Origin of the sequence: Billgrantia pellis (genome assembly GCF_008297955.1) — a bacterium.
In the GTDB taxonomy this organism is placed as follows: Bacteria; Pseudomonadota; Gammaproteobacteria; order Pseudomonadales; family Halomonadaceae; genus Halomonas; species Halomonas pellis.
Genome location: NZ_VTPY01000001.1, coordinates 476,570 through 495,888, shown reverse-complemented (window position 1 = coordinate 495,888; position 19,319 = coordinate 476,570). Strand labels below are relative to the sequence as shown.

Annotated in this window: 17 protein-coding genes; 4 read left to right on the top strand and 13 right to left on the bottom strand. The window is 64.0% G+C overall.

Features of this window, described 5'->3' with window-relative positions:
- Window positions 1-572 precede the first annotated feature (572 nt).
- Window positions 573-2,543: a methyl-accepting chemotaxis protein gene (locus F0A17_RS02450; protein WP_149326737.1), complete on the top strand. Its 1,971-nt coding sequence runs from the start codon at window positions 573-575 to the stop codon at window positions 2,541-2,543.
- 33 nt (window positions 2,544-2,576) lie between these two features.
- On the opposite strand, the gene F0A17_RS02445 is transcribed toward F0A17_RS02450, so the two are convergent.
- The 3 genes from F0A17_RS02445 to F0A17_RS02435 form a co-directional block, all read right to left on the bottom strand.
- Entirely contained in the window at window positions 2,577-3,713 is a 1,137-nt protein-coding gene (locus tag F0A17_RS02445) for a DUF294 nucleotidyltransferase-like domain-containing protein (RefSeq protein ID WP_149326736.1), read from the bottom strand.
- A 125-nt stretch (window positions 3,714-3,838) separates the two neighbouring features.
- Entirely contained in the window at window positions 3,839-4,141 is a 303-nt protein-coding gene (locus tag F0A17_RS02440) for an HlyU family transcriptional regulator (protein ID WP_149326735.1), read from the bottom strand.
- Between the two features lie 94 nt (window positions 4,142-4,235).
- Window positions 4,236-5,456 (bottom strand): argininosuccinate synthase, encoded by a 1,221-nt coding sequence (locus F0A17_RS02435; RefSeq protein ID WP_149326734.1) that lies wholly within the window; start codon window positions 5,454-5,456, stop codon window positions 4,236-4,238.
- A gap of 201 nt (window positions 5,457-5,657) precedes the next feature.
- Here F0A17_RS02435 and rnt point away from each other — a divergent pair, with 201 nt between their 5' ends.
- Window positions 5,658-6,323, top strand: coding sequence for a ribonuclease T (rnt, locus tag F0A17_RS02430; protein ID WP_149326733.1), 666 nt, complete (start codon window positions 5,658-5,660; stop codon window positions 6,321-6,323).
- A gap of 34 nt (window positions 6,324-6,357) precedes the next feature.
- Here rnt and F0A17_RS02425 read toward each other — a convergent pair whose 3' ends face one another.
- Together F0A17_RS02425 and F0A17_RS02420 are read right to left on the bottom strand one after the other, a co-directional pair.
- Window positions 6,358-6,996 carry an HPF/RaiA family ribosome-associated protein gene (locus tag F0A17_RS02425; protein WP_187774597.1) on the bottom strand — a complete coding sequence of 213 codons (639 nt, stop codon included), beginning with the start codon at window positions 6,994-6,996 and terminating at the stop codon, window positions 6,358-6,360.
- Between the two features lie 202 nt (window positions 6,997-7,198).
- Window positions 7,199-7,552 (bottom strand): Grx4 family monothiol glutaredoxin, encoded by a 354-nt coding sequence (locus F0A17_RS02420; protein WP_149326732.1) that lies wholly within the window; start codon window positions 7,550-7,552, stop codon window positions 7,199-7,201.
- Between the two features lie 160 nt (window positions 7,553-7,712).
- Here F0A17_RS02420 and argF point away from each other — a divergent pair, with 160 nt between their 5' ends.
- Window positions 7,713-8,633 (top strand): ornithine carbamoyltransferase, encoded by a 921-nt coding sequence (gene argF / locus F0A17_RS02415; RefSeq protein WP_149326731.1) that lies wholly within the window; start codon window positions 7,713-7,715, stop codon window positions 8,631-8,633.
- A 78-nt stretch (window positions 8,634-8,711) separates the two neighbouring features.
- Here argF and F0A17_RS02410 read toward each other — a convergent pair whose 3' ends face one another.
- Both F0A17_RS02410 and F0A17_RS02405 read right to left on the bottom strand, forming a co-directional pair.
- Window positions 8,712-9,398 (bottom strand): OmpA/MotB family protein, encoded by a 687-nt coding sequence (locus F0A17_RS02410; RefSeq protein WP_149326730.1) that lies wholly within the window; start codon window positions 9,396-9,398, stop codon window positions 8,712-8,714.
- Window positions 9,391-10,209, bottom strand: coding sequence for a motility protein A (locus tag F0A17_RS02405; protein WP_149326729.1), 819 nt, complete (start codon window positions 10,207-10,209; stop codon window positions 9,391-9,393). The genes F0A17_RS02410 and F0A17_RS02405 overlap by 8 nt, the downstream gene beginning before the upstream one ends.
- A gap of 413 nt (window positions 10,210-10,622) precedes the next feature.
- Between F0A17_RS02405 and F0A17_RS02400 the strand changes: the two genes are divergently transcribed.
- A complete protein-coding gene (locus F0A17_RS02400) occupies window positions 10,623-11,825 on the top strand; it encodes an EAL and HDOD domain-containing protein (protein WP_187774596.1) in 1,203 nt (400 codons plus the stop codon).
- A 14-nt stretch (window positions 11,826-11,839) separates the two neighbouring features.
- Here F0A17_RS02400 and F0A17_RS02395 read toward each other — a convergent pair whose 3' ends face one another.
- Genes F0A17_RS02395 through flhB form a run of 6 tightly spaced genes read right to left on the bottom strand, consistent with a single transcriptional unit; the run spans window position 11,840 to window position 19,127 of the window.
- Window positions 11,840-12,544 carry an RNA polymerase sigma factor FliA gene (locus F0A17_RS02395; protein WP_149326727.1) on the bottom strand — a complete coding sequence of 235 codons (705 nt, stop codon included), beginning with the start codon at window positions 12,542-12,544 and terminating at the stop codon, window positions 11,840-11,842.
- 43 nt (window positions 12,545-12,587) lie between these two features.
- Window positions 12,588-13,022, bottom strand: a complete 435-nt coding sequence (locus F0A17_RS02390; protein WP_149326726.1) for a flagellar protein FlhE — start codon at window positions 13,020-13,022, stop codon at window positions 12,588-12,590.
- A 13-nt stretch (window positions 13,023-13,035) separates the two neighbouring features.
- A complete protein-coding gene (locus F0A17_RS20540; protein ID WP_187774595.1) occupies window positions 13,036-13,641 on the bottom strand; it encodes a hypothetical protein in 606 nt (201 codons plus the stop codon).
- Entirely contained in the window at window positions 13,642-15,840 is a 2,199-nt protein-coding gene (gene flhF, locus F0A17_RS02380; RefSeq protein ID WP_149326725.1) for a flagellar biosynthesis protein FlhF, read from the bottom strand.
- Window positions 15,841-15,852: 12 nt separating this feature from the next.
- Window positions 15,853-17,934, bottom strand: a complete 2,082-nt coding sequence (gene flhA, locus F0A17_RS02375; protein ID WP_149326724.1) for a flagellar biosynthesis protein FlhA — start codon at window positions 17,932-17,934, stop codon at window positions 15,853-15,855.
- A complete protein-coding gene (gene flhB / locus F0A17_RS02370; protein ID WP_149326723.1) occupies window positions 17,931-19,127 on the bottom strand; it encodes a flagellar biosynthesis protein FlhB in 1,197 nt (398 codons plus the stop codon). The genes flhA and flhB overlap by 4 nt, the downstream gene beginning before the upstream one ends.
- Between the last annotated feature and the right edge of the window lie 192 nt (window positions 19,128-19,319).

The following is a 19,319-nucleotide window of genomic DNA, read 5'->3' as shown; positions in this document are numbered from 1 at the left end:
GCAGAAAACGCCCGCCTCGATAAATACGCATTTATTTCCAGAAAGACTTGTCAATCTTGGCAGTAATGGGCTAACATCTATCGCACCAAGCGACTCATTCTGGCGTAGATGACCTTTTTGCGCCGGCATGCTGGTAGGTATAGCCCAAGCCCTGCCGCGCGCCTCGAATGGCGTCGCAGCTCGGTGCACTGCCGCTTGTGCGCCAAGGGCGGTCGATAAATGGCATAGACAACACAGGATAACATCACCCTCATTTCCCGCAATGTGGGTCAATCGGGGGCGCTACCCTTGGCCTAAAGCACGGGTTCAAAGTGTCGAGAAAGCGAAGACGCGCCAACTCCCGGGGTGCCCGGTAAATCCGTGCCTGCCGTGTAAGCCGTTTCCTACATTAGCAGTCGTCAATCTCCTCGCTTTCCTTAAAGTCGGCCACTCCTCTGCCGATAAACGCCAGTGGACGAATGGCTCCGGCCATGCCTTACCCCCGCCCGTTCCTCGTCGTGCCCACCAACAACAGAGCGAACCTGTCTCGGCACCTGCCTGTACCCGAGAAGAACCCTAGCGAGAGCCCATTGATGAAAGCACTGTCCCGCTTGACCCTTACCCAGAAACTACTCGGCACCATCGGCCTGCCGCTGTTGGCGGCCTTCATGGTGCTTGGCCTGGTCGTGCATACCCAGCTCAATGCCGCCATACCCCCCATGGTGGAGCGCAACAGCATGCGTCAGGTCGATGCTCGCGCCGACGAGATCAGCCGCTGGATCGAGGGGTATCGCCGCTTCCTCGCCGGCCTGGCGAAGGATGAGCGCCTGGCCGACCCGGTTCCCGTGGAATCGCACCTCGAGTGGCTCGTGTCTCGTCACCCCGGCGATGCCACCATCGAGTCGCTCTTTTTCGCCGATGCCAGCGGCGATACCCTTACCCATAGCGGCGCCCGGGTGGATATCTCCGGGCGCGACTATTTCAAGCGCCTGGTGACCGAGGGAACGGCGGATACCCTGCTGGACGATCCCGTGCTCTCGCTGGTCAGCGGCAAGCCGACGGCGGTGGTGGCCGAGACGATCTTCGACGAACGCGGCAATCGGGTCGGCCTGCTGGGCATCACCCTTTCCATGGCGGCGGTTTCCGAGATCACCTCGGCCATCGACGTGGGCGAAGGCAGCTACGGCTACATGGTCGACCGCGCCGGCACGGTCGTCGCTCATCCGGACCCCGAGGTGCGCATGGCGCTGCGCGTCACCGAAGCCGACGAGGCCGGATTCACGGGCGCCAACGTCATTGGCCGTCAGATGTTGGAGGGCAACGCCGGGATCGGACGGGTTACCTCGCCTTCCGGTGGCGCCATGACCATGGTCTGGTCCCCTATCGCCGGAACCGACGGCTGGTCGCTGGCCGCCGCCATTCCCAATGACGTGTTCACCGGCGTCAGCCGTAACCTTCTCATGTCGCTGCTGCTGGCGGGTCTCGCCACGCTGGCCTTGCTGCTCGGCATCGTGACCGTCTCGGCGCGCAAGGTGCTCGCCCCCATCCGCCGCACCACGCTGGCCATGGCCGATATCGCCCAGGGCAAGGGCGACCTGACGCAGCGCCTGAAGGTCGACAGCCACGACGAAGTGGGCGAACTCGCCGTGCAATTCAATGCCTTCGTCGAGCGTATGCAGAATACCCTGCTGCAGGTTCGCGAGAACGCTCGCATGGTACTGGCCGGTGCCGGTGACATTGCCGATGGCACCCGGGAGCTCTCCTCACGTACCGAACAAGCGGCGGCCAACCTGCAGGAGACCTCGGCCTCCATGGAGGAGATTCACTCCACCGTAGCGCACACCGCTCAGGCTTCCGAGCAAGCCAACGGCCTGGCGGTGACCGCCGCGGGCGTGGCCGAGCGAAGCAATGACGCCATGACGGAGATGAGCACCAAGATGGCTGCCATCGACGAATCGGCCAACAAGATCAGCAACATCATCGGTCTGATCGATTCCATCGCCTTCCAGACCAATATACTCGCGCTCAACGCCTCGGTGGAAGCGGCACGCGCGGGCGAACACGGCCGTGGCTTCGCCGTCGTGGCCCAGGAGGTGCGCAACCTGGCCAGCCGCTCCTCCGATGCGGCCAAGGACATCCGTCGCCTGATCGACACTTCGGTCAAGCATACCCAGGAGGGAAACACCATCGTACAGGGCGTGGTCGAGCGAATGGAGGAACTGCGCCAGAGTGTCGTCCAGGTCTCCGACGTGATCAACGAAATCACTGCCGGTGCCCGCGAGCAGACGACGGGTATCGAACAGGTCAATACCGCCGTGGCGGAGATGGACACCATGACCCAGCAGAATGCCGCCATGGTGAGCCAGAGCGCCAGCCTGGCCGCGACCATGCACGAGAACGCCTCGCGGCTGGACGAGCTGATGTCCGAATTCGTGCTGGGGAACGCGCCGGCCCAGCCTCTCACCGCCCTACCGGCGGCCGGGCCTGCCAGATCGGCAGAGGCTCCCCAGCCGAAGCACCGCAGGGAGCAGCAGGAAGCGGAAAACGAGTGGGAAACCTTCTGAGGAATCTGCGGCAGGTAACTTCCAGAAAGGAGGCTACCTGCCGTTGCCGCCCTGAGCGGCCCTGACCAGACCACGCACCACACGCAAATCATGACGCAACATTAGCCGCTCATCGTCTTCCAGGCGGGCAAGATCGATCCAGCCATCGGCGCTTCTTCCCGCCTTGAGGCTCGCCTGCTGGGCTTGAAGCAGGCTCTCCTGGAAGCGATCCAGCGCCACCCGCCCCGCTCTGGCCTGCTTGGGCGACAGGGCTCCTCTCAGCACCAGCGCGGGAAGCCTCAGGCGCGTCTCGGCCTCCCGCACGCCATGCCGCAGCGCCAGCAGGCGTACCGCGTTGACCAGTGGAAGCAATCCCTGACGCTTGAGATTGAGCGCATTGTCGTGAGGCGCTCCTTTATCGTCCACGGACAGGCGGCCGAGACGATCCAGCGCAATCGGCAACTCATCGAGCAATAGCGCCATCTCGTCGAGAAACAGGCCCGCACGGGGCATTAGCTGCTCGACGTGGTCGGCTAGCGATTCGGCCAGGTCGGCCTCGCCATAGACCGGATGAAAGTCGAGCAGAATGTTGCTCTGCTGGACGCGCTTGATCCGGCGCTCCTGGGTCCACAGCGTGAGCTGCTCGCGCCATTCGGAGAGTCGCTTGCGCCACATCGGCCAGCGCGCCATCACGTGGCCATGGCAGAGTGGGATGCCGCCCTCGTCGAGGCGGTCGGTGAAGCGTTCACCCAGCGACTGGAAGAAGCCGTCGATCTCGGCATGGCGATCATCGGGATAGTCGGCCACGATCATGGCATTGTCCTGATCGGGGCCGAGCAGGCTCTCGTGGCGGCCGGCGGAGCCGAGCAGCAGCACACAGAATGTCACGGGCGGCTCGCCCCATCCCTGCCCCAGCATCTCGTTGAGCGAGAGCTGGATCGCACGCCGATACAACCCATTATTGTGCTCGCTGATCAGCTGACTGATGCGCCAGCCCGGTAGGTCGAGACGCTGGAGCGCCTCGACCAGTCGTCCCTGCCAGGCATGCGCCTCCGCCAACGAGGGAGACGGACCGAGCTCATTCAGCGCTTCGCGCAGGGGCGAGAGCAGTGGCGGCAGCGTTGCCGGGTCCGGCAGGGCATCGCCGGCGAACAGGGCCCGCCAGGGCGAGGCACGGTGCAACAGGTGCATGACGGCTCCTCGTGATACGGTCCGTCCAGTGTACCTGACCCCGTGCCGCTTGCTTTATCGGAACGCCCACCTTCGAACACGTCCTGAATAGCGTCCACCGAAGTGAGCGTCGGCGACGCAGCTCGTCAGGGCGAGGACTTGAACATGTCGTCGCCGATCTGGTCGATGAAGCGCCGCGCCTTGCTGACCATCAGCTCATCGCAGACGTCGCGGCCCGGCACCAGGTCGGAGCGCTCGAAGCGGTGCTCGAGGAGCTCGCCATTGTCGCCTGGCTTGCGAATCCAGCCGCTGACGCGAAACTGGCCGCCCTGCTCGGCAGGTTCCGAGACGATCTGATAGCCGTTGTATTCCACCGGCTCGGCGGCCTTGGCATTGTCCGGCTTGGCTTCGCCGCGACCGAACAGGCCACCCAAGAGTGTCTTCCACATTATCTTCCTCCCCACGTAGGTGCCTTGTCATTCACGTCCGATACAACAGCGCCGGCCAAGGGGCCGGCGCGTCTCGGGCGGTTCCGACAGGCAATCAGCTCTGCTGGCGGCCCTTCCCCGCCGCAATACGCAGGCGCAAGGCGTTGAGCTTGATGAAGCCCTCGGCATCCTTCTGATTGTAGGCGCCGGCATCGTCCTCGAAAGTGGCGATCGACTCGTCGAACAAGGATTGCTCGGACTTGCGCCCCACCACAGTGGCATTGCCCTTGTAGAGCTTCATGCGCACCACGCCGTTGACGTTCTTCTGGGTCTCGTCGATGGCGGCCTGCAGCATGCGGCGCTCGGGGCTCCACCAGTAGCCGTTGTAGATCACCTTGGCGTACTTGGGCATCAACTCGTCCTTCAGGTGAGCTTCTTCGCGATCCAGGGTAATCGACTCGATGGCACGATGGGCACGCAGCATGATGGTGCCCCCCGGGGTCTCGTAGCAGCCGCGCGACTTCATGCCCACGTAACGGTTCTCGACGATATCGAGACGACCGATGCCGTTGTCCCCGCCCAGCTTGTTGAGGGTCTCGAGCACTTCATGCGGTTTCATGGCCTTGCCGTCGAGGGCAACGATGTCGCCGCGGTCGAAGGTGAGTTCGACGTAGGTGGGTTGGTCGGGAGCCGCCTCGGGCGACACGCTCCAGCGCCACATGTCCTCCTCGGCCTCGGCCCACGGATCCTCGAGAATTCCGCCCTCGTAGGAGATGTGCAGCAGGTTGGCATCCATGGAATACGGCGACTTCTTCTTGCTCTTGGAGAAGTCGACGGGAATGTCGTGCTGCTCGCAGTAGGCCATCAGCTTCTCGCGCGAGGTCAGGTCCCATTCGCGCCACGGCGCGATCACCTTGACGCCGGGCTTGAGCGCATAGGCGCCCATTTCGAAGCGCACCTGATCGTTGCCTTTACCGGTGGCGCCGTGAGAGATGGCATCGGCCCCGGTTTCGTTGGCGATCTCGATCAGGCGCTTGGCAATCAGCGGACGGGCGATGGAGGTGCCCAGCAGATACTCGCCTTCGTAGATCGTGTTGGCGCGAAACATCGGGTAGACGTAGTCGCGCACGAACGCTTCGCGCAGATCCTCGATGTAGATTTCCTTGACGCCGAGGGCCTGGGCCTTGGCACGCGCCGGTTCAACTTCCTCGCCCTGACCGATGTCGGCGGTAAAGGTCACCACCTCGCAGTGGTAGGTTTCCTGCAACCACTTGACGATGACGGACGTGTCCAGGCCGCCGGAGTAGGCAAGCACGACCTTCTTGACATCGGACATTGGGGGCTCCTCTCAGGTAAACGTCACAAGGCGAGCAGTATAGCGTGGCTGCCGCCCGGCGAATACCGGCGGCGGGACGAGTCGCGGTCAAACTGTTAGACTTTTCGCAAAACGAGAGCGCGATCCGGCGGCGCTTGCCGCCGCCCCTATGCAAGAAGGGATATATGCCATGAGCGAGAAGCACGCTATGAGGAGAGGCGCATGAGCGAGGCGATTGCCCGCGAGATGATGGCCCAGCGATTCCGCAGCTTCCTGCCCGTGGTGGTGGACCTGGAGACCGGCGGATTCAACTCCGAGCGTGACGCCATACTCGAGATCGCCGCCGTGACGCTGACCATGGATGCCGAAGGTAACCTGATGCCCGAGGCCACTTACGCCTACCACGTCCAGCCCTTCTCGGGGGCCAACGTGGAACAATCGGCGCTGGACTTTACCGGCATCAAGCTCGACGACCCGCTACGCCAGCGCATCGCGCTCAGCGAGGCGGAGGCGCTGGGCGAAATCTTCCGCCCGGTGCGCAAGGCGATCAAGTCACACGGCTGCACCCGGGCGGTACTGGTCGGGCACAATGCCGCCTTCGATCATGGTTTCCTCAATGCCGCCGTGAATCGCTGCGGGATCAAGCGCAACCCCTTCCACCCCTTCTCCAGCTTCGATACCGCCAGCCTGTCGGGGTTGATCTACGGCCAAACGGTACTGGCCAGGGCCTGCCGGGCCGCGGGCATTCCGTTCGACAACCAGGAAGCGCACTCGGCTCGCTACGATACCGAGCGCACTGCCGAACTCTTCTGCGCCATCGTCAACCGCTACAAGGACCTGGGCGGCTGGGCCTTGGCACAACGGGAGCAGGGCCTCGAGGAGCTATGAACCCCCGCGGGCTCATCGGGTACGGCGCAGGGGATCAGCGACCGGTGTTCTGCTCCCAACCGGCGGGCATGTCGAGATCGTCCTCGCCATCGGCCGCCCCACCGACCCCCGGCTTGTCGATGATCTGTACCGTGCTGGCATGCAACCCCTCCTCGCCCTCGTCGGGTTCGAAGCGCACCCGGGTACCCACGGTCAGTCGGTCGAAATCATGGTGCAACACGGCATTCTTGTGGAAGTAGAATTCCTCGCCGCTCAGGCTCTTGAGAAAACCGTAGCCATCCTTCTCGAATAGGCGCACTACCGTCGCCACCGGTGGGATCGGCTCGTCGTTATGGTGCTTGACCTTGCCGTCGCGCTTGGCCGATTGCTTCTTCAGCTGTTTCTCCATGGCTTCGAAAGCGCCGCGAATGATGGGACGCAGCTGAACCTGGGGGTCGGTGACCTTGTCGCTCTTTTCGGCCACCAGCTCCCCCTTGGCGGGCAGGTTGACTTCGACCAGCGCACGGTAGGGGTTGCCCGTGCGATGCGGATTCTGGGTCTGTTCGATGACCACGCGACAGGAAACGATATCGCGACTGAAATGCTCGAGCTTGGCGACACGCGACTTCACGTAATCGTCAATCCACTCGGAGCGGGATACGTGCTGGTAGTTGATTTCCAATGGTGTCTGCATATTACCTCCCTGGACAGGCGAAGCCTTGGGCATCCATATCGCCCTCTTGCTCAGCGTGGTGGCAAGGGGAGGCAATTTCAATCGGGCCAGCGGGACATTTGGTTACTCAACGTAATGCCTCGCCTTACCCCCTCCGGACGGCAGAAGGCCCGTGGGGAGCGATCCCCACGGGCCTTCGTCAACGGCACTGCACGAGTCGAGCTCAGGCGTCGCCGCCCTGCTCCTCATTGGCCTTGGCGCGAGCCGCCGCTTCCTTGATCAGCGTCTCCAGCTCGCCGCTCTGGTGCATCTCGGTGACGATGTCGCAACCGCCCACCAGCTCGCCTTCGACCCACAGCTGCGGAAAGGTCGGCCAGTTGGCATACTTGGGCAGCTCGGCGCGAATATCAGGATTGTCCAGCACATTGACGAAGGCAAAGCGCTCGCCACAGGACATCAGGGCCTGCACGGTCTGGGCGGAGAAACCGCACTGCGGCAGTTGGGGCGTGCCCTTCATGTAGATCAGGATCGGGTTCTCACCGATCTGGCGCTGAATGTTCTCGATGGTGGTGCTCATAGGCGCTCCCTGTTGGATCGTAGGTGCCGAGGGCGTCGGACGAAATACCTGAGCGCGACGCTCAGCCTTTGCTCATGCCCTCATTCTACTGATGACGAGCGCATTGCGCATCCCCCGTGGGCTGGCTAGGATGGAGGTTTTTTCGCGCGGAGAGATCGCCATGGCGACACGCCATTTCCTGACCCTGTTGGACCTGAGCCCTGAAGAGCTTCACTACCTGATCCAGCGCGCCATCACGATCAAGAACCGCCTGCGTGCCCAAGGACCGACCTATTCCCCGTTCACCCACCGCACGCTGGCGATGATCTTCGAGAAGTCTTCGACACGCACGCGAGTCTCCTTCGAGACGGCCATGGCCCAGTTCGGCGGTCACGCCCTGTTTCTCTCCGCCCGGGATACCCAACTCGGTCGCGGCGAGCCGATCGAAGATACCGCGCGAGTACTCTCGGAAATGGTCGATATCGTCATGATCCGGACCTTCTCTCACGCCGGGCTGGAAACCTTTGCCACCGCGAGCAGCGTGCCGGTGATCAACGCGCTGACCGATGACTACCATCCCTGTCAGTTGCTCGCCGACGTGATGACCTGGACCGAGCTGCGCGGCAGCGTGCGGGGGCGCACCGCGGTCTGGATCGGCGACGGCAACAACATGTGCCACTCGTGGATCAACGCCGCCCGCCAGTTCGACTTCCAATTGCGCATCTGCTGTCCCGAGGGCTACGAACCCCGTCGGGACATCATGGATGCCGGCGGCAGTCGGATCACCCTGCTGCGTGACCCGAACGAAGCCGTCGTCGACGCCGATCTCGTGACAACCGACGTTTGGGCCTCGATGGGACAGGAAGGGGAACAGGGCAAGCGCGAGGCCGACTTTGCCGGGTTCCAGGTCACCGAGGCCATGCTGGATCGAGCCAAGTCGGACGTGCTGTTCCTGCATTGCCTGCCCGCCCACCGCGGCGAGGAGATCAGCGAGACGCTGCTCGACGACCCGCGCGCCGCGGTCTGGCAAGAAGCCGGCAATCGCCTGCACGCCCAGAAAGCGCTGATCGAGTTCCTTCTGTTGGGCCGAGTCGATCACTGAACCAGGCCGCCGATCCCAACGATCGGCGAGTCCTTTGCACCGAGAACGCGACGCATCGGTCGACTGCACGGTTAACCGTCAGCCCTCGGCAAGAGGCTGCCGCAGCAACAGCTCGACGCGCCGATTGGCGGCGCGGCCCTGCGTCGTCGCGTTGCTCTCCAGCGGACGGGTCTCGGCATAGCCCACGGCGCGAAGCCGTTCGGCGCTCAACCCCAGTTCGGTCAGATAGCGCAGTACCGCGATGGCCCGGGCCGATGAAAGCTCCCAGTTGGAAGGGAAACGCGCCGTGGCGATCGGCACGTCGTCGGTATGCCCCTCGACGGAGATGTCTCCCTCGAAGGCCTGCAGTATCTCTTGCAAGCGACCGAGCAGCTCGCGCCCCTGCCCGGTCAGCGCCGCTTGCCCACTGGCGAACAGCAGGTTGTCGTCGATTCGCAGGGTGATGCCCTGCTGGCCTTCGGCCACGCTGACGCCTTCGATGTCGAGCCCAGCGAAGCGTGGCCGCAAGCCGTCGTGACGAGGCTTGAGTCCGCTCGAGGCGATCAAGCGCGCCGCCGCCTCGGCCTGTGGCGTGACGATCTCGCTTGCGGTATTGCCTTGTCGTTGGCCCTGGGGAGCCAGCTCGCTGCCGGATAGCGAGAGCAACAGCACGAACAGCGTGATGAGCAGCGTCAGCACGTCGAGATAGCTCACCAGCCATCCTTCGCCATCGACCTCGGAGGGGGCCAGCGGATGCAGCATGTCGCGCGTGCTGCGATCAAGCATTCTGTTCCTGCCCTCCCGGCGCTGAACGAGGAACGACCTCAGGGTCGCGAATCTCGTCGTGATAGTTGGCGACGAACGAATGCAGCGTTTCCTCGATGAAGGAAGGCAGGCGCCGCTTGGTGATCAGCGAGATCCCCTCCAGTACCATATTCATGGCGATCAGGCGCTCTTCGGTACGCCGCTCCAGCTTCACCGCGATCGGCTTGAATACCAGATTGGCGAGCAGGATACCGTAGAAAGTGGTCAGCAGCGCGACGGCCATACGCGGCCCGATGACATGCAGGTCGCCGGATTCCATGACCTCGAGCATATTGACGAGCCCCACCAGTGTGCCGATCATGCCAAACGCGGGGGCGTAAGTTGCCATGGTGCGAAATATCTGGGCTTCGGCGTGCTCGCGTGCCTTGAGCCTGGCGATGCGCCAGCGCAGCAGATCGAAGATCTCCTCCTCCTTGGTGTTCGCTATCACCAACTGGATACCGGTGCGGAGGAAAGGGTTGCGCGCCTTTTCCAAGGCACTCTCCACGGCCCGCACATCGCCCTTGAACCACAGCCGGGACATATCCACCAGCTCCTTGATGTCATCGCGCGTATAAGTGTTCTCGCGGCGGAAGACCAGCCCCACCAAGCGCACCACGCGCAGCACTTCCTTGAGCGGATAGCTGATGAAGGTCGCCGCCATGGTACCGGCCAGCACGATGGCAAGCCCAGGCAAGTTGATGAAGCTCTGGGGCGATTCGGCGGTGAAAAACAGCACGCTGACCAACAGCACGACGCTGGCAAACATGCCGATGAGGGTAGAAGGGTTCATTCGGGCTCCTGATGATACGGGGCGTCGAGGCTTGCCTCGCAGTCGGCCGCTCGGGGCGAAAACGTGCGTAGGCTAACAGGGTTATCGGCGGCCGGGACGCGACACTTTAGTCGTGCCTGGCAGACGCCGGACGTTAGTTGATACAGGTCAAACAATCCTCGCAAAACCGCCAGAGTCGGTGGGCTCAAGTTCCGATGTCGATGGCCGATATGCCATCAAGCACCTGAGCCAAGCGAAACAAGGCAACCATGTCCGGCTCGCGCCGCACCATGATAGCCGTTCGGGCTGTCGACCCGAACCTTTGGCCGCCATGTCGGCAACGTCGATACGGCCAGGTCCAACCAGCGTCATCGCGGTACGCAACCAGAGAGCCACTCGAGGGTGCGCCGACATCCAGCAGGGAGCCAGAACGCATGTCAGAGCAAGTCGATTACGATCCTTGCACCGTCGCCCTCCATCCGATTCATGACGCCAGCCATCATCACGTCGCCGATCGCCTGGTATATCGCCATGATAACGCCGCGAAACTCGAGGACATCATGGCCGCCACGGCTCGTGCATTGACCAGCGCCATTTACGAGCTCGGCGATGGAGGGCTGCTCGGCGACAGGTCGCTTTTCGTCGATCTGCCGCTCGAATGGCTCGACCGCCCCGAGCTGCTGCCGACACCGGCGCCACGCCTGGCTCTCGGCATTGCCGACGCACGCACCGTCGACCCGACCCTGCTGACGCGCCTGGACGACATCCGCGAGCGCGGCTACCGGATCATCGCACCCAGCCGACTGGTCAAGCAGGACCTCGACGCCATGCTGGGACGCGTCGACATCATCCTGCTCGGCTCGCCGGATGACTTCGACGACGCCTCCCTCGAACGGCTGCCGGCGCGCAACATCAAACTGCTGGTCGAAAACATCGCCAATCGCGAAGCGCTGACCAACTATCAGGGGCTGGGCTGCGATTACTACCATGGGCATTATCTGGCCAAGCCCAGCTTCATCACCTCCCCGCCCCGCGGCCGTCACGGCAACCGTGCCGCCCAACTCCGCCTGATCCGTGCGCTATATGAAGACGACAGCGATCTCCATCGCTTGCACGAACTGGTCGTCCAGTTGCCCCACCTGCACGTAGCGATCCTGCGACGGGCCAACTCCACCTATTTCAATCGTGTCGGGAAAGAGGTCGACCTGCATCGCGCCGTGCAGATACTTGGCCTGCTGGAGCTGCGCCGACTGATCCTGACCCTGACCCTGGCCAGTCTGCAGCCCTCGTCTCGCATCATCCTGCGTATGGCGTTGATTCGCGCTTTCATGTGCCGCAACCTGGCCGCGCCCTTTTCCTCTCTCGACCCCGAGGATGCCTTCACCACCGGATTGTTCTCGCTGATGGATGCGCTGCTCGAGGAGGACCGCAACACCCTGCTGGAGCATTTACCCCTGAGCCAGGCGATCATGCGTGCGCTGAAGCATCGCGCAGGCCCGCTGGGTGCCGTGCTGACGTTGTGCGAGAGCCACGAGCGGCAAATCGAAGAAGCGATCGATGAGGTGCCCGCCGACCAGTTGCACAGCTGTTACATGGCGGCACTGGCAAGCACCAAGACGTTGATGACCGACCTCTAGCCACCATGTTGACCCTATTCCTGCTCCGCCAGGCGCGCTCTTAACCGGCTCACCGCCTGGCTGTGCAACTGGCACACTCGCGATTCGGTGACGCCGAGCACGACGCCGATCTCCTTCAGGTTGAGCTCTTCCTGATAGTAGAGTGCCATCAACAGCTTCTCCCTTTCGGGCAGCGCCTCGATGCCCTCAATCAGCTGCTGTCGCTTCTCCTCGTCGATGAGCTGATGGTAAGGCGTGTCAAGCGATGCATCCTCGATGCCGGGTTCGACCCCCTCCGCCATCAGCGCCTCGAATGGCAGCAGGTGACCGCTGTTGGTATCGTTGAGCAGCTGACGGTACTCATCGAGCCCGATAGCCAGCTCGATGGCGATCTCGTGCTCCTCGGCGGGACGTCCCAGACGCTGCTCGAGTCGCCTGACGGCCTCGTCGACCGCGCGGGCGTTACGTCTGACGCTACGCGGCAACCAGTCGCGACTGCGCAGCTCGTCGAGCATGGCGCCTCGGATACGCTGACTGGCGAAGGTGGCAAAACTGGCCCCCTGGTTCGAATCGAAGCGACCCATGGCTTCAAGCAGCCCCACCGTGCCGGCCTGGATGAGATCATCCAGCTCGATGCTCGCCGGGAGTCGCACCTGCATGGAGAGGGCCTGACGCCTCACCAGCGGCAGGTACTCCTCCAGCAGGTCTGTCTGTTCAATCTTGCCTCGTGCTGTGTACATGCTCATGCTCTCGCGGCTGACGCCTTCCTCGACGCGAATACGCTCAACGGGTCCGGAGCGTTTCGTCGCGTGCGTGATTGACGATGACCTGCAACCCCTGCAGGGTCACGATGCGCGGGTGTCGATCGCGCAAGGAGAATTCAAAGTAAAGCGGCGTATCGGCCGGCAGCCCGGCCAGTGCCACGGTATGGCCACGCGGCGCAGGCAACCGCACGCACCCTCCCGAGTGGCAGAGCGAGGCGTTGACCTCGACACCGGCGGGCGGGCGGTATTGCCAACTGACCTGGCGCATCACCTGGCCGCGAGCCAGCCCAGGGTTCGGCGGCGACAGCGGTGCCGATGCCACCGGCCGTTCCACCAACGCGGCCTTCAGAGCAGGCGCCGTCGCCACCCAACTGCCGGCTCCATGCGCCATGGTGGCCAGCAGGCAGGCGCCCGCCCCCAGCATGCCAAGGCTCCGGATTACCGCGCGTCTCATCGCGTCAACCTCTTCATCGGGACAGGACCAACAGCTCGATGCCGAAGTAGCTTTCCGCCACGTGCTGCAGATTGGCCAACAGCCCCTGCCGTCCCACGCCCGGCGGATGAACCGCCAGTAGACGGCGCGGACCGTCGCTCTCGTCGATCTGCTTGAGAATACGATAGGCGCGTCGGAATGCCTCGAGGTCGTCATCGACCCACAGCGCCCAGTGCGACTGCTGAGTCGCGAGCACCGTCAGATGCGGACTCGAGACAGGCAGCGCCACGATCCGCCAGAGACCGGGATCCCCCACCCAATGTCGCCCCTGGCGGGCCCAGCTCTGCAGCAGTTCGCTGACCTTCAGGGTATGGCGCTCTGCCGTGCCGGGCAGTCCCAGCACCATCAGCGTAACGCCCGGCTGGACATGCCGTGCGATAGACGGCTCGTCCCTTTCCCGCGTCGTCGCGGGGCGGGGCGGTGGCGTCCTGGCAACCTGCCGCGGCTCGTCGGGCGAACGCTCGCCGGCGTTCGGCTTGCCGGCCAGCTCGATCAACATCTCGGCCACGTGTGCGGGGCACTCCTGCTCAGCGGCAGTCGAAGCCCACTGGCGCAGGCCAGCCGCCTGGTCCTTTCCCATCTAGCCTGTCTCCCTTTCGCCAAGGCCCAGGTGGCGAATGGCATCGCGCACCAGGAACAGTTGTATCAACGCTTCGAGCAGTGCAACATCGCGCCGGCGGCGACGCCCGCCTCCCAGCCCCAACAGCTCGGCTCGAAGATCCATGGCCGATTCGTCTTCCGAGAGATCCAGATGTGCCGCTACCGTGGCCAGTCCGCTGGCCATGCTCAAGCGAACGTCGGGGCGCAGCTCGCCGATGTCGGCCGGGTCGAGCCGCTGCCAGGCACGTCGCGTCAGTGACGCCAGCACGTCGCTCTGCAACAGTGACAGCAATAACGGTTTCGGCTCCCGCCCCAGACGCGCCGGCGCCAGCCAGTAACGCTTGGCCAACGCCCGCCCGCTCTCGCCATCGCGCACCTGGCCCAGCCAGGCCCGGGCAGGCAGCCCCTCGCTCCCTCTCGGATTACCTCGGAGTTTCAGCGTCACGGGCAACGTCGCCAGGCTGAGGCGGCCGGACGCACCACGGAAGCGGCACTCCACCTCCCCCAGCGCTTCCGCGGCGGTCGCCAAGGCAGTCAGTGTCTGACGCTCTCCGGCGTGAATCACCCGCTGGCTGCCGCGCACCTGGCTGCACCAGGTCAATTCACGTTCTTCCAACCAATCGCCCGCTTCGCTATCGGGCAGGCCGGTCATCAGGTGCACGCTAACGTCATGTCGCTCCAAGACCGCCTGCAGCCGAGCCTGCTGACCCGCGACCTGACGGTGCTGGAGCAACGGCAGTGCCAGCCAGGTGCCTTCCGGGCTCAGGGCCACGTCGGGCATCGACCAGCCCTCGCCGGGAACACGCCGTCGCTCGCTCCAGAGCATGCCCAGCGCCTGCCCGGGCATGGGATAGCCGGACAGCCGTTCATCCAGCCGTTGCTGCTGGATCGGTTCCGGCAAACCCAGCAAATCCCACACCGCCTCGAGCCGATCGAAGCCGGCCAAACGGCGGCGCAGCGCCTGCAGCGTGGCTGCCAGGCGTCGCCCTTGCCCCAGCAGGCTGCCGCTCGTGCGGCTGGCGGGCTCGGCCGCCTGACGTGCCGCCGGCAGCGATATGCGGGTGGCGAGCGCCTGACGCACCAGTTCCGCCGGATCGGCCAGCGACATGTCTTCCGGCACACGCTGGCCATGGGAGACGAATAGCAGGCGAAGCCCATGGCGCATGACAATATCCAACACCGGGGCCAGGCGACCCGCCTCATCCTGCTTGCTGATGATGCAGTCGCGCAGCTCGCCACCCGCGGCCTGGGCCGCCTGGCGATACCGAATCACGACTTCTTCCAATGTCTCGGGCTGACTGGCGGCATTGAGCAGCAGCACCAGCCGAACCGGCGAATCGCCGCCATGCAGGTGACCGACTTGCTCGATCACGCGATGGTCACGCTGACTCATGCCGACCGTATCGATGATGATCCAGGACTTGCCGCGCATGCGCTCGAGCAGGTCGGAAACCGGCTGGTCGGCATTCATGGGATACATCGGGACGTCGAGCAGGCGCGAGTAGATGCGCAACTGTTCATGGGCGCCGATACGGAAACTGTCGGTGGTGACCAGTGCCACCGGACGCGTGCCGTGGCGCATGACGTAGCGCGCCGCCAGCTTGGCGGTGGTGGTGGTCTTGCCCACCCCGGTGGGCCCGATCAGTGCCACGATACCGGTGCGATCCATGAACGCGGCTTCATCATCGAGCCCCTCGAGGCGACCGGCCAGCTGTCGCTCCAGCCACGCCATGGCCCGCTCGTCCGCTTCCCCGGCAGCCATCAGCTCTTCGGGCAGCGCCGCAATGACCTCATCGGCCAGTGCTACGCCGAAGCCGGCTTCGAGCATCCTTTGCGCCAGCCGGTCGCCGACACCGGCGGAGCCCTGGTGCCGATTCTGCTCGCGGGAAGTCTGCTCGCGCGAGAGCAGCGCACGCATGTCGCGCATCTCTTCGAGCAACCGGGCGCTCATCGCTTCGAAGGCCTGGGCGTTGTCGGGAATCGCCGACGCTGACGGCGCAGAGGGTTCCGGCGTCGGCGCGGCGAACGCCTCGCCGGCAGCGGGGGCGGCCGATTCGGCCATAGCCAGAATCTCGACCCCCTGCTCGGTGCGCCGGTTGGCCAGGATCAATGCCTCGTCGCCCAGCGCCTCACGCACTTGTCGCATGGCTTCACGGCTGTTAACTCCCAAGAAACGCATGACACTCATCGTTTATCGGCCTCCCACCAGCGTCGTGATGCGTAGCGTGCGATCGTCCGGCACTTCCGCCTGCGACATGACCACCAGATGACGCATGCGCCGACGCAGGAAGCGCGCCAACAGCGGCCTCAGACTGTGCTGAACCACCATCACCGGGGGGTCCCCGCTTGCCTCATGACGAGCCACGGCCTGCTCCGCCTGGTCCATCAGTGTCTCCGCCAGGCCCGGCTCCAGCGCGCCGTTGCCGTTCATTGCCTGCAGCAACACCTGCTCCAGTTGCGCATCCAGGCCAATCACATGAAGCGAATCGCGGCCGGGGAACCACTGCTGGGTGATGGCACGTCCCAAGGCGATACGTACCAGCGCGGTCAGTTCGTTGGCATCCTGCTGCTGCGGTGCGTATTCGGCCAATGTGTCCAGAATGGTGCGCATATCGCGAATCGACACATCCTCATCGAGCAGATTCTGCAGGATGCGCTGCAGGGCGGTCAGGCTGATGGCCTTGGGCACCACCTCCTCGACCAGCGACTTCTGCTCGTCGCCCAGCTTGTCGAGCAGCTTCTGCACTTCCTGGCGACCCAGCATCTCGGCCGCGTGACGATGCAGCAGATGATTGAGATGCGTGGCGATGACAGTGCCCGCATCGACCACCGTGTAGCCGTAGACCTGGGCATGTTCACGCTGACCGGCGTCGATCCAGGTCGCCGGCAAGCCAAAGGCCGGGTCGGAGGTCGTCGTACCCTGCAACTGGCCGGTCACCTGGCCTGGGTCGATGGCGAGCCATTGCCCGGGGAAGGCTTCGGCGCGCCCGATCTCGGCGCCCTTTAGCGTGATCACGTAGGTATTGGCACCGAGTTCGAGATTGTCGCGAATATGGACCACCGCCGGCAGGAAACCGACTTCTTGGGCGAACTTCTTGCGCACGCTCTTGATCCGGCCCAGCAGCTCGCCTTCTTGACGCTGATCGACCAGCGGGATCAAACGATGGCCCACTTCGAGCCCCAGGGTATCGACCAGTTGCACGTCGTCCCAGCTCGCCTCGGGTGCTTCCGGCTGGGGTGGTGGCTCGGCGCTGATCTCTTCTTCCACCAGGCGTCGCTCCTGCTGACGCGTGAGCATCCAGGCCAGCGCCGCCAGCACCACGGTGAAGAGCAGGAAGACCACGTTGGGCATACCTGGCACCAGCCCCAGCAGTCCCATCACCATGGCCGCAAGCACCAGCACCTGCGGGTTGACGAACAGCTGGCTGATCATCTGCTGGCCCACATCCTGGTCGGTATTGACCCGGGATACGGTCACGCCGGCAGCGGTGGAAATCACCAGGGCAGGAATCTGGGCCACCAGCCCGTCGCCGATCGTCATCAACGTGTAGGTGCGTGCGGCATCGCCGAACCCCATATTGTGCTGCAACATGCCGATCAGCAGACCGCCGATGACATTGACGACCATGATCACCAAGCCGGCCATGGCATCGCCGCGGACGAATTTGCTGGCCCCGTCCATCGAGCCGTAGAAATCGGCTTCCTGGGCCACCTCGCCCCGCCGGCGGCGAGCCTCCTCCTCACCGATCAGTCCGGCGTTGAGGTCCGCATCGATGGCCATCTGCTTGCCCGGCATGGCATCGAGCATGAAGCGAGCTCCCACTTCGGCGATGCGCCCGGCACCCTTGGTGATGACCATGAAGTTGATAATGACGAGGATCAGGAACACCACCAAGCCAACGGCGAAGTTGCCACCGATGAGGAACTCGCCGAACGCCTCGATCACTTTGCCCGCGGCGTCACCGCCCGCATGGCCTTCCATCAGAATGACCCGGGTGGACGCCACGTTGAGCGACAGCCGCAGCAAGGTGGTAAAGAGCAGGACCGCAGGGAAGGCGGCGAAGTCCAGCGGTTTCTGCGTGAACATGCTGACCAGCAGCACCATCACGGCAAGGGCGATGTTGAAGGTGAAGAGCAGATCCAGGGCGAACGGCGGCAACGGCACGATCATCATGGCCAGGATCATGATGATCAGCACCGGACCGGCCAGTAGCTTCATACGCGCATCGCCCAGCCAGTCGCGGCGACCGATGAGATGGCTCAGTGACTTCATTCGATCGCCCCGCCGGGTGCCGTCTGGCCCCGCCCTTCGTTTTGTCGGACCTCATCGGCCGCCGGCACTTCCAGCTCCGACGGTATGGGCAAGTTCTCGGGTGTTGGCGGCACCTCTCCCCCCTCTCGTGAGACATGCTTGAGACGGAAAGCCCAGGCCAGCACTTCCGCCACAGCGGTATACAGATCCAACGGAATCTCGCTTTCGAGGTCCACGTGATGATAAAGGGCACGCGCCAGAGGCGCCGCCTGCAGCAATGGGACGCCGGCTTCCTGGCCGAGCTCGCGAATCCGGGCCGCCACCAGGTCGGCCCCCTTGGCCACGACCCGCGGCGCCCCCATGCGCGTTTCGTCGTACTGCAGGGCCACCGCATAATGAGTCGGGTTGGTAATGATCACGTCGGCCTCGGGCACCTTGCTCATCATTCGACCACGCGCCATGGCCTGCTGCTGGGAACGGATGCGCGCCTTGACGTGCGGGTCCCCTTCCGATTCCTTGTGCTCGCGCTTTACCTCTTCCTTGGACATGCGCAGCTTCTTGGCGTGGCTATACAACTGGTACGGTACGTCGATCAGAATGACGACCAGCAGCGTCAGCACCATCAGGCCGCAGGCCTCCGCCGCCATCCACAAGGCTCGCGCCAGGGCCTGACGAGTCGGCATGTCCATCAACGACAGGTACTCGCCGAGGTGAAAGTAGAGGTAGGTCAGCCCCACGCCGCCGATCAGGACCGACTTGGCCACCGCCTTGAACAATTCCACCAGTGCCTGGGTGCCGAACATGCGCTTCAACCCCTTGGCCGGGTTGAGCTTCGATAATTGCGGCTTGAGCGACTTGGCGGAAATCAGCCATCCGCCCAGCAGGGCGGGTGCCACCAGCGCCACCAGCGTCAGCAACAGAAACAGCGGCAGCATCGTCAGCAACGTGCGGTTGGCCAAGTCGAGCACGTTCATCAGCATGGGGCCGGTCTCGAACGCTTGGCGTCTCTCGAACAGGAAGGCCTGCTCCATGACCAAGCCGAGCTGATCGTAGAGCAATGCTCCCATCGACCACATGCCGACCACGCCGCCCAGCAACAGCACGAAGGTGGTCAGCTCGCGGGAGCGAGCCACCTGGCCCTCTTCGCGAGCCTTCTCCTGACGTCGAGGCGTGGCCTCTTCGGTCTTTTCCTGATCGCTGCTTTCGTCGGCCATGGCTACCGGACACTCTTCTTCACGGTGGCCATTGTGGCGTCAACGGCGAGGGGGCGATACGCCAAAAAGCGCCGATGATCGTGGCCTTATCGGCCACGACCCACGGCGCGGGAAAGGATACCGGTGTGGGGAGGCGAAGCGTTCGGTGAGCAAGGACCGCGTGGCGAGCCAGGCAGGCCGACCATGTCCGAG

Coding starts and splice junctions, on each gene's coding strand:
- F0A17_RS02450 (WP_149326737.1), top strand. CDS start 573: ATGAAAGCACTGTCCCGCTTGACCCTTACCCAGAAACTACTCGGCACC.
- F0A17_RS02445 (WP_149326736.1), bottom strand. CDS start 3,713: ATGCACCTGTTGCACCGTGCCTCGCCCTGGCGGGCCCTGTTCGCCGGC.
- F0A17_RS02440 (WP_149326735.1), bottom strand. CDS start 4,141: ATGTGGAAGACACTCTTGGGTGGCCTGTTCGGTCGCGGCGAAGCCAAG.
- F0A17_RS02435 (WP_149326734.1), bottom strand. CDS start 5,456: ATGTCCGATGTCAAGAAGGTCGTGCTTGCCTACTCCGGCGGCCTGGAC.
- rnt (WP_149326733.1), top strand. CDS start 5,658: ATGAGCGAGGCGATTGCCCGCGAGATGATGGCCCAGCGATTCCGCAGC.
- F0A17_RS02425 (WP_187774597.1), bottom strand. CDS start 6,996: ATGCAGACACCATTGGAAATCAACTACCAGCACGTATCCCGCTCCGAG.
- F0A17_RS02420 (WP_149326732.1), bottom strand. CDS start 7,552: ATGAGCACCACCATCGAGAACATTCAGCGCCAGATCGGTGAGAACCCG.
- argF (WP_149326731.1), top strand. CDS start 7,713: ATGGCGACACGCCATTTCCTGACCCTGTTGGACCTGAGCCCTGAAGAG.
- F0A17_RS02410 (WP_149326730.1), bottom strand. CDS start 9,398: ATGCTTGATCGCAGCACGCGCGACATGCTGCATCCGCTGGCCCCCTCC.
- F0A17_RS02405 (WP_149326729.1), bottom strand. CDS start 10,209: ATGAACCCTTCTACCCTCATCGGCATGTTTGCCAGCGTCGTGCTGTTG.
- F0A17_RS02400 (WP_187774596.1), top strand. CDS start 10,623: ATGTCAGAGCAAGTCGATTACGATCCTTGCACCGTCGCCCTCCATCCG.
- F0A17_RS02395 (WP_149326727.1), bottom strand. CDS start 12,544: ATGTACACAGCACGAGGCAAGATTGAACAGACAGACCTGCTGGAGGAG.
- F0A17_RS02390 (WP_149326726.1), bottom strand. CDS start 13,022: ATGAGACGCGCGGTAATCCGGAGCCTTGGCATGCTGGGGGCGGGCGCC.
- F0A17_RS20540 (WP_187774595.1), bottom strand. CDS start 13,641: ATGGGAAAGGACCAGGCGGCTGGCCTGCGCCAGTGGGCTTCGACTGCC.
- flhF (WP_149326725.1), bottom strand. CDS start 15,840: ATGCGTTTCTTGGGAGTTAACAGCCGTGAAGCCATGCGACAAGTGCGT.
- flhA (WP_149326724.1), bottom strand. CDS start 17,934: ATGAAGTCACTGAGCCATCTCATCGGTCGCCGCGACTGGCTGGGCGAT.
- flhB (WP_149326723.1), bottom strand. CDS start 19,127: ATGGCCGACGAAAGCAGCGATCAGGAAAAGACCGAAGAGGCCACGCCT.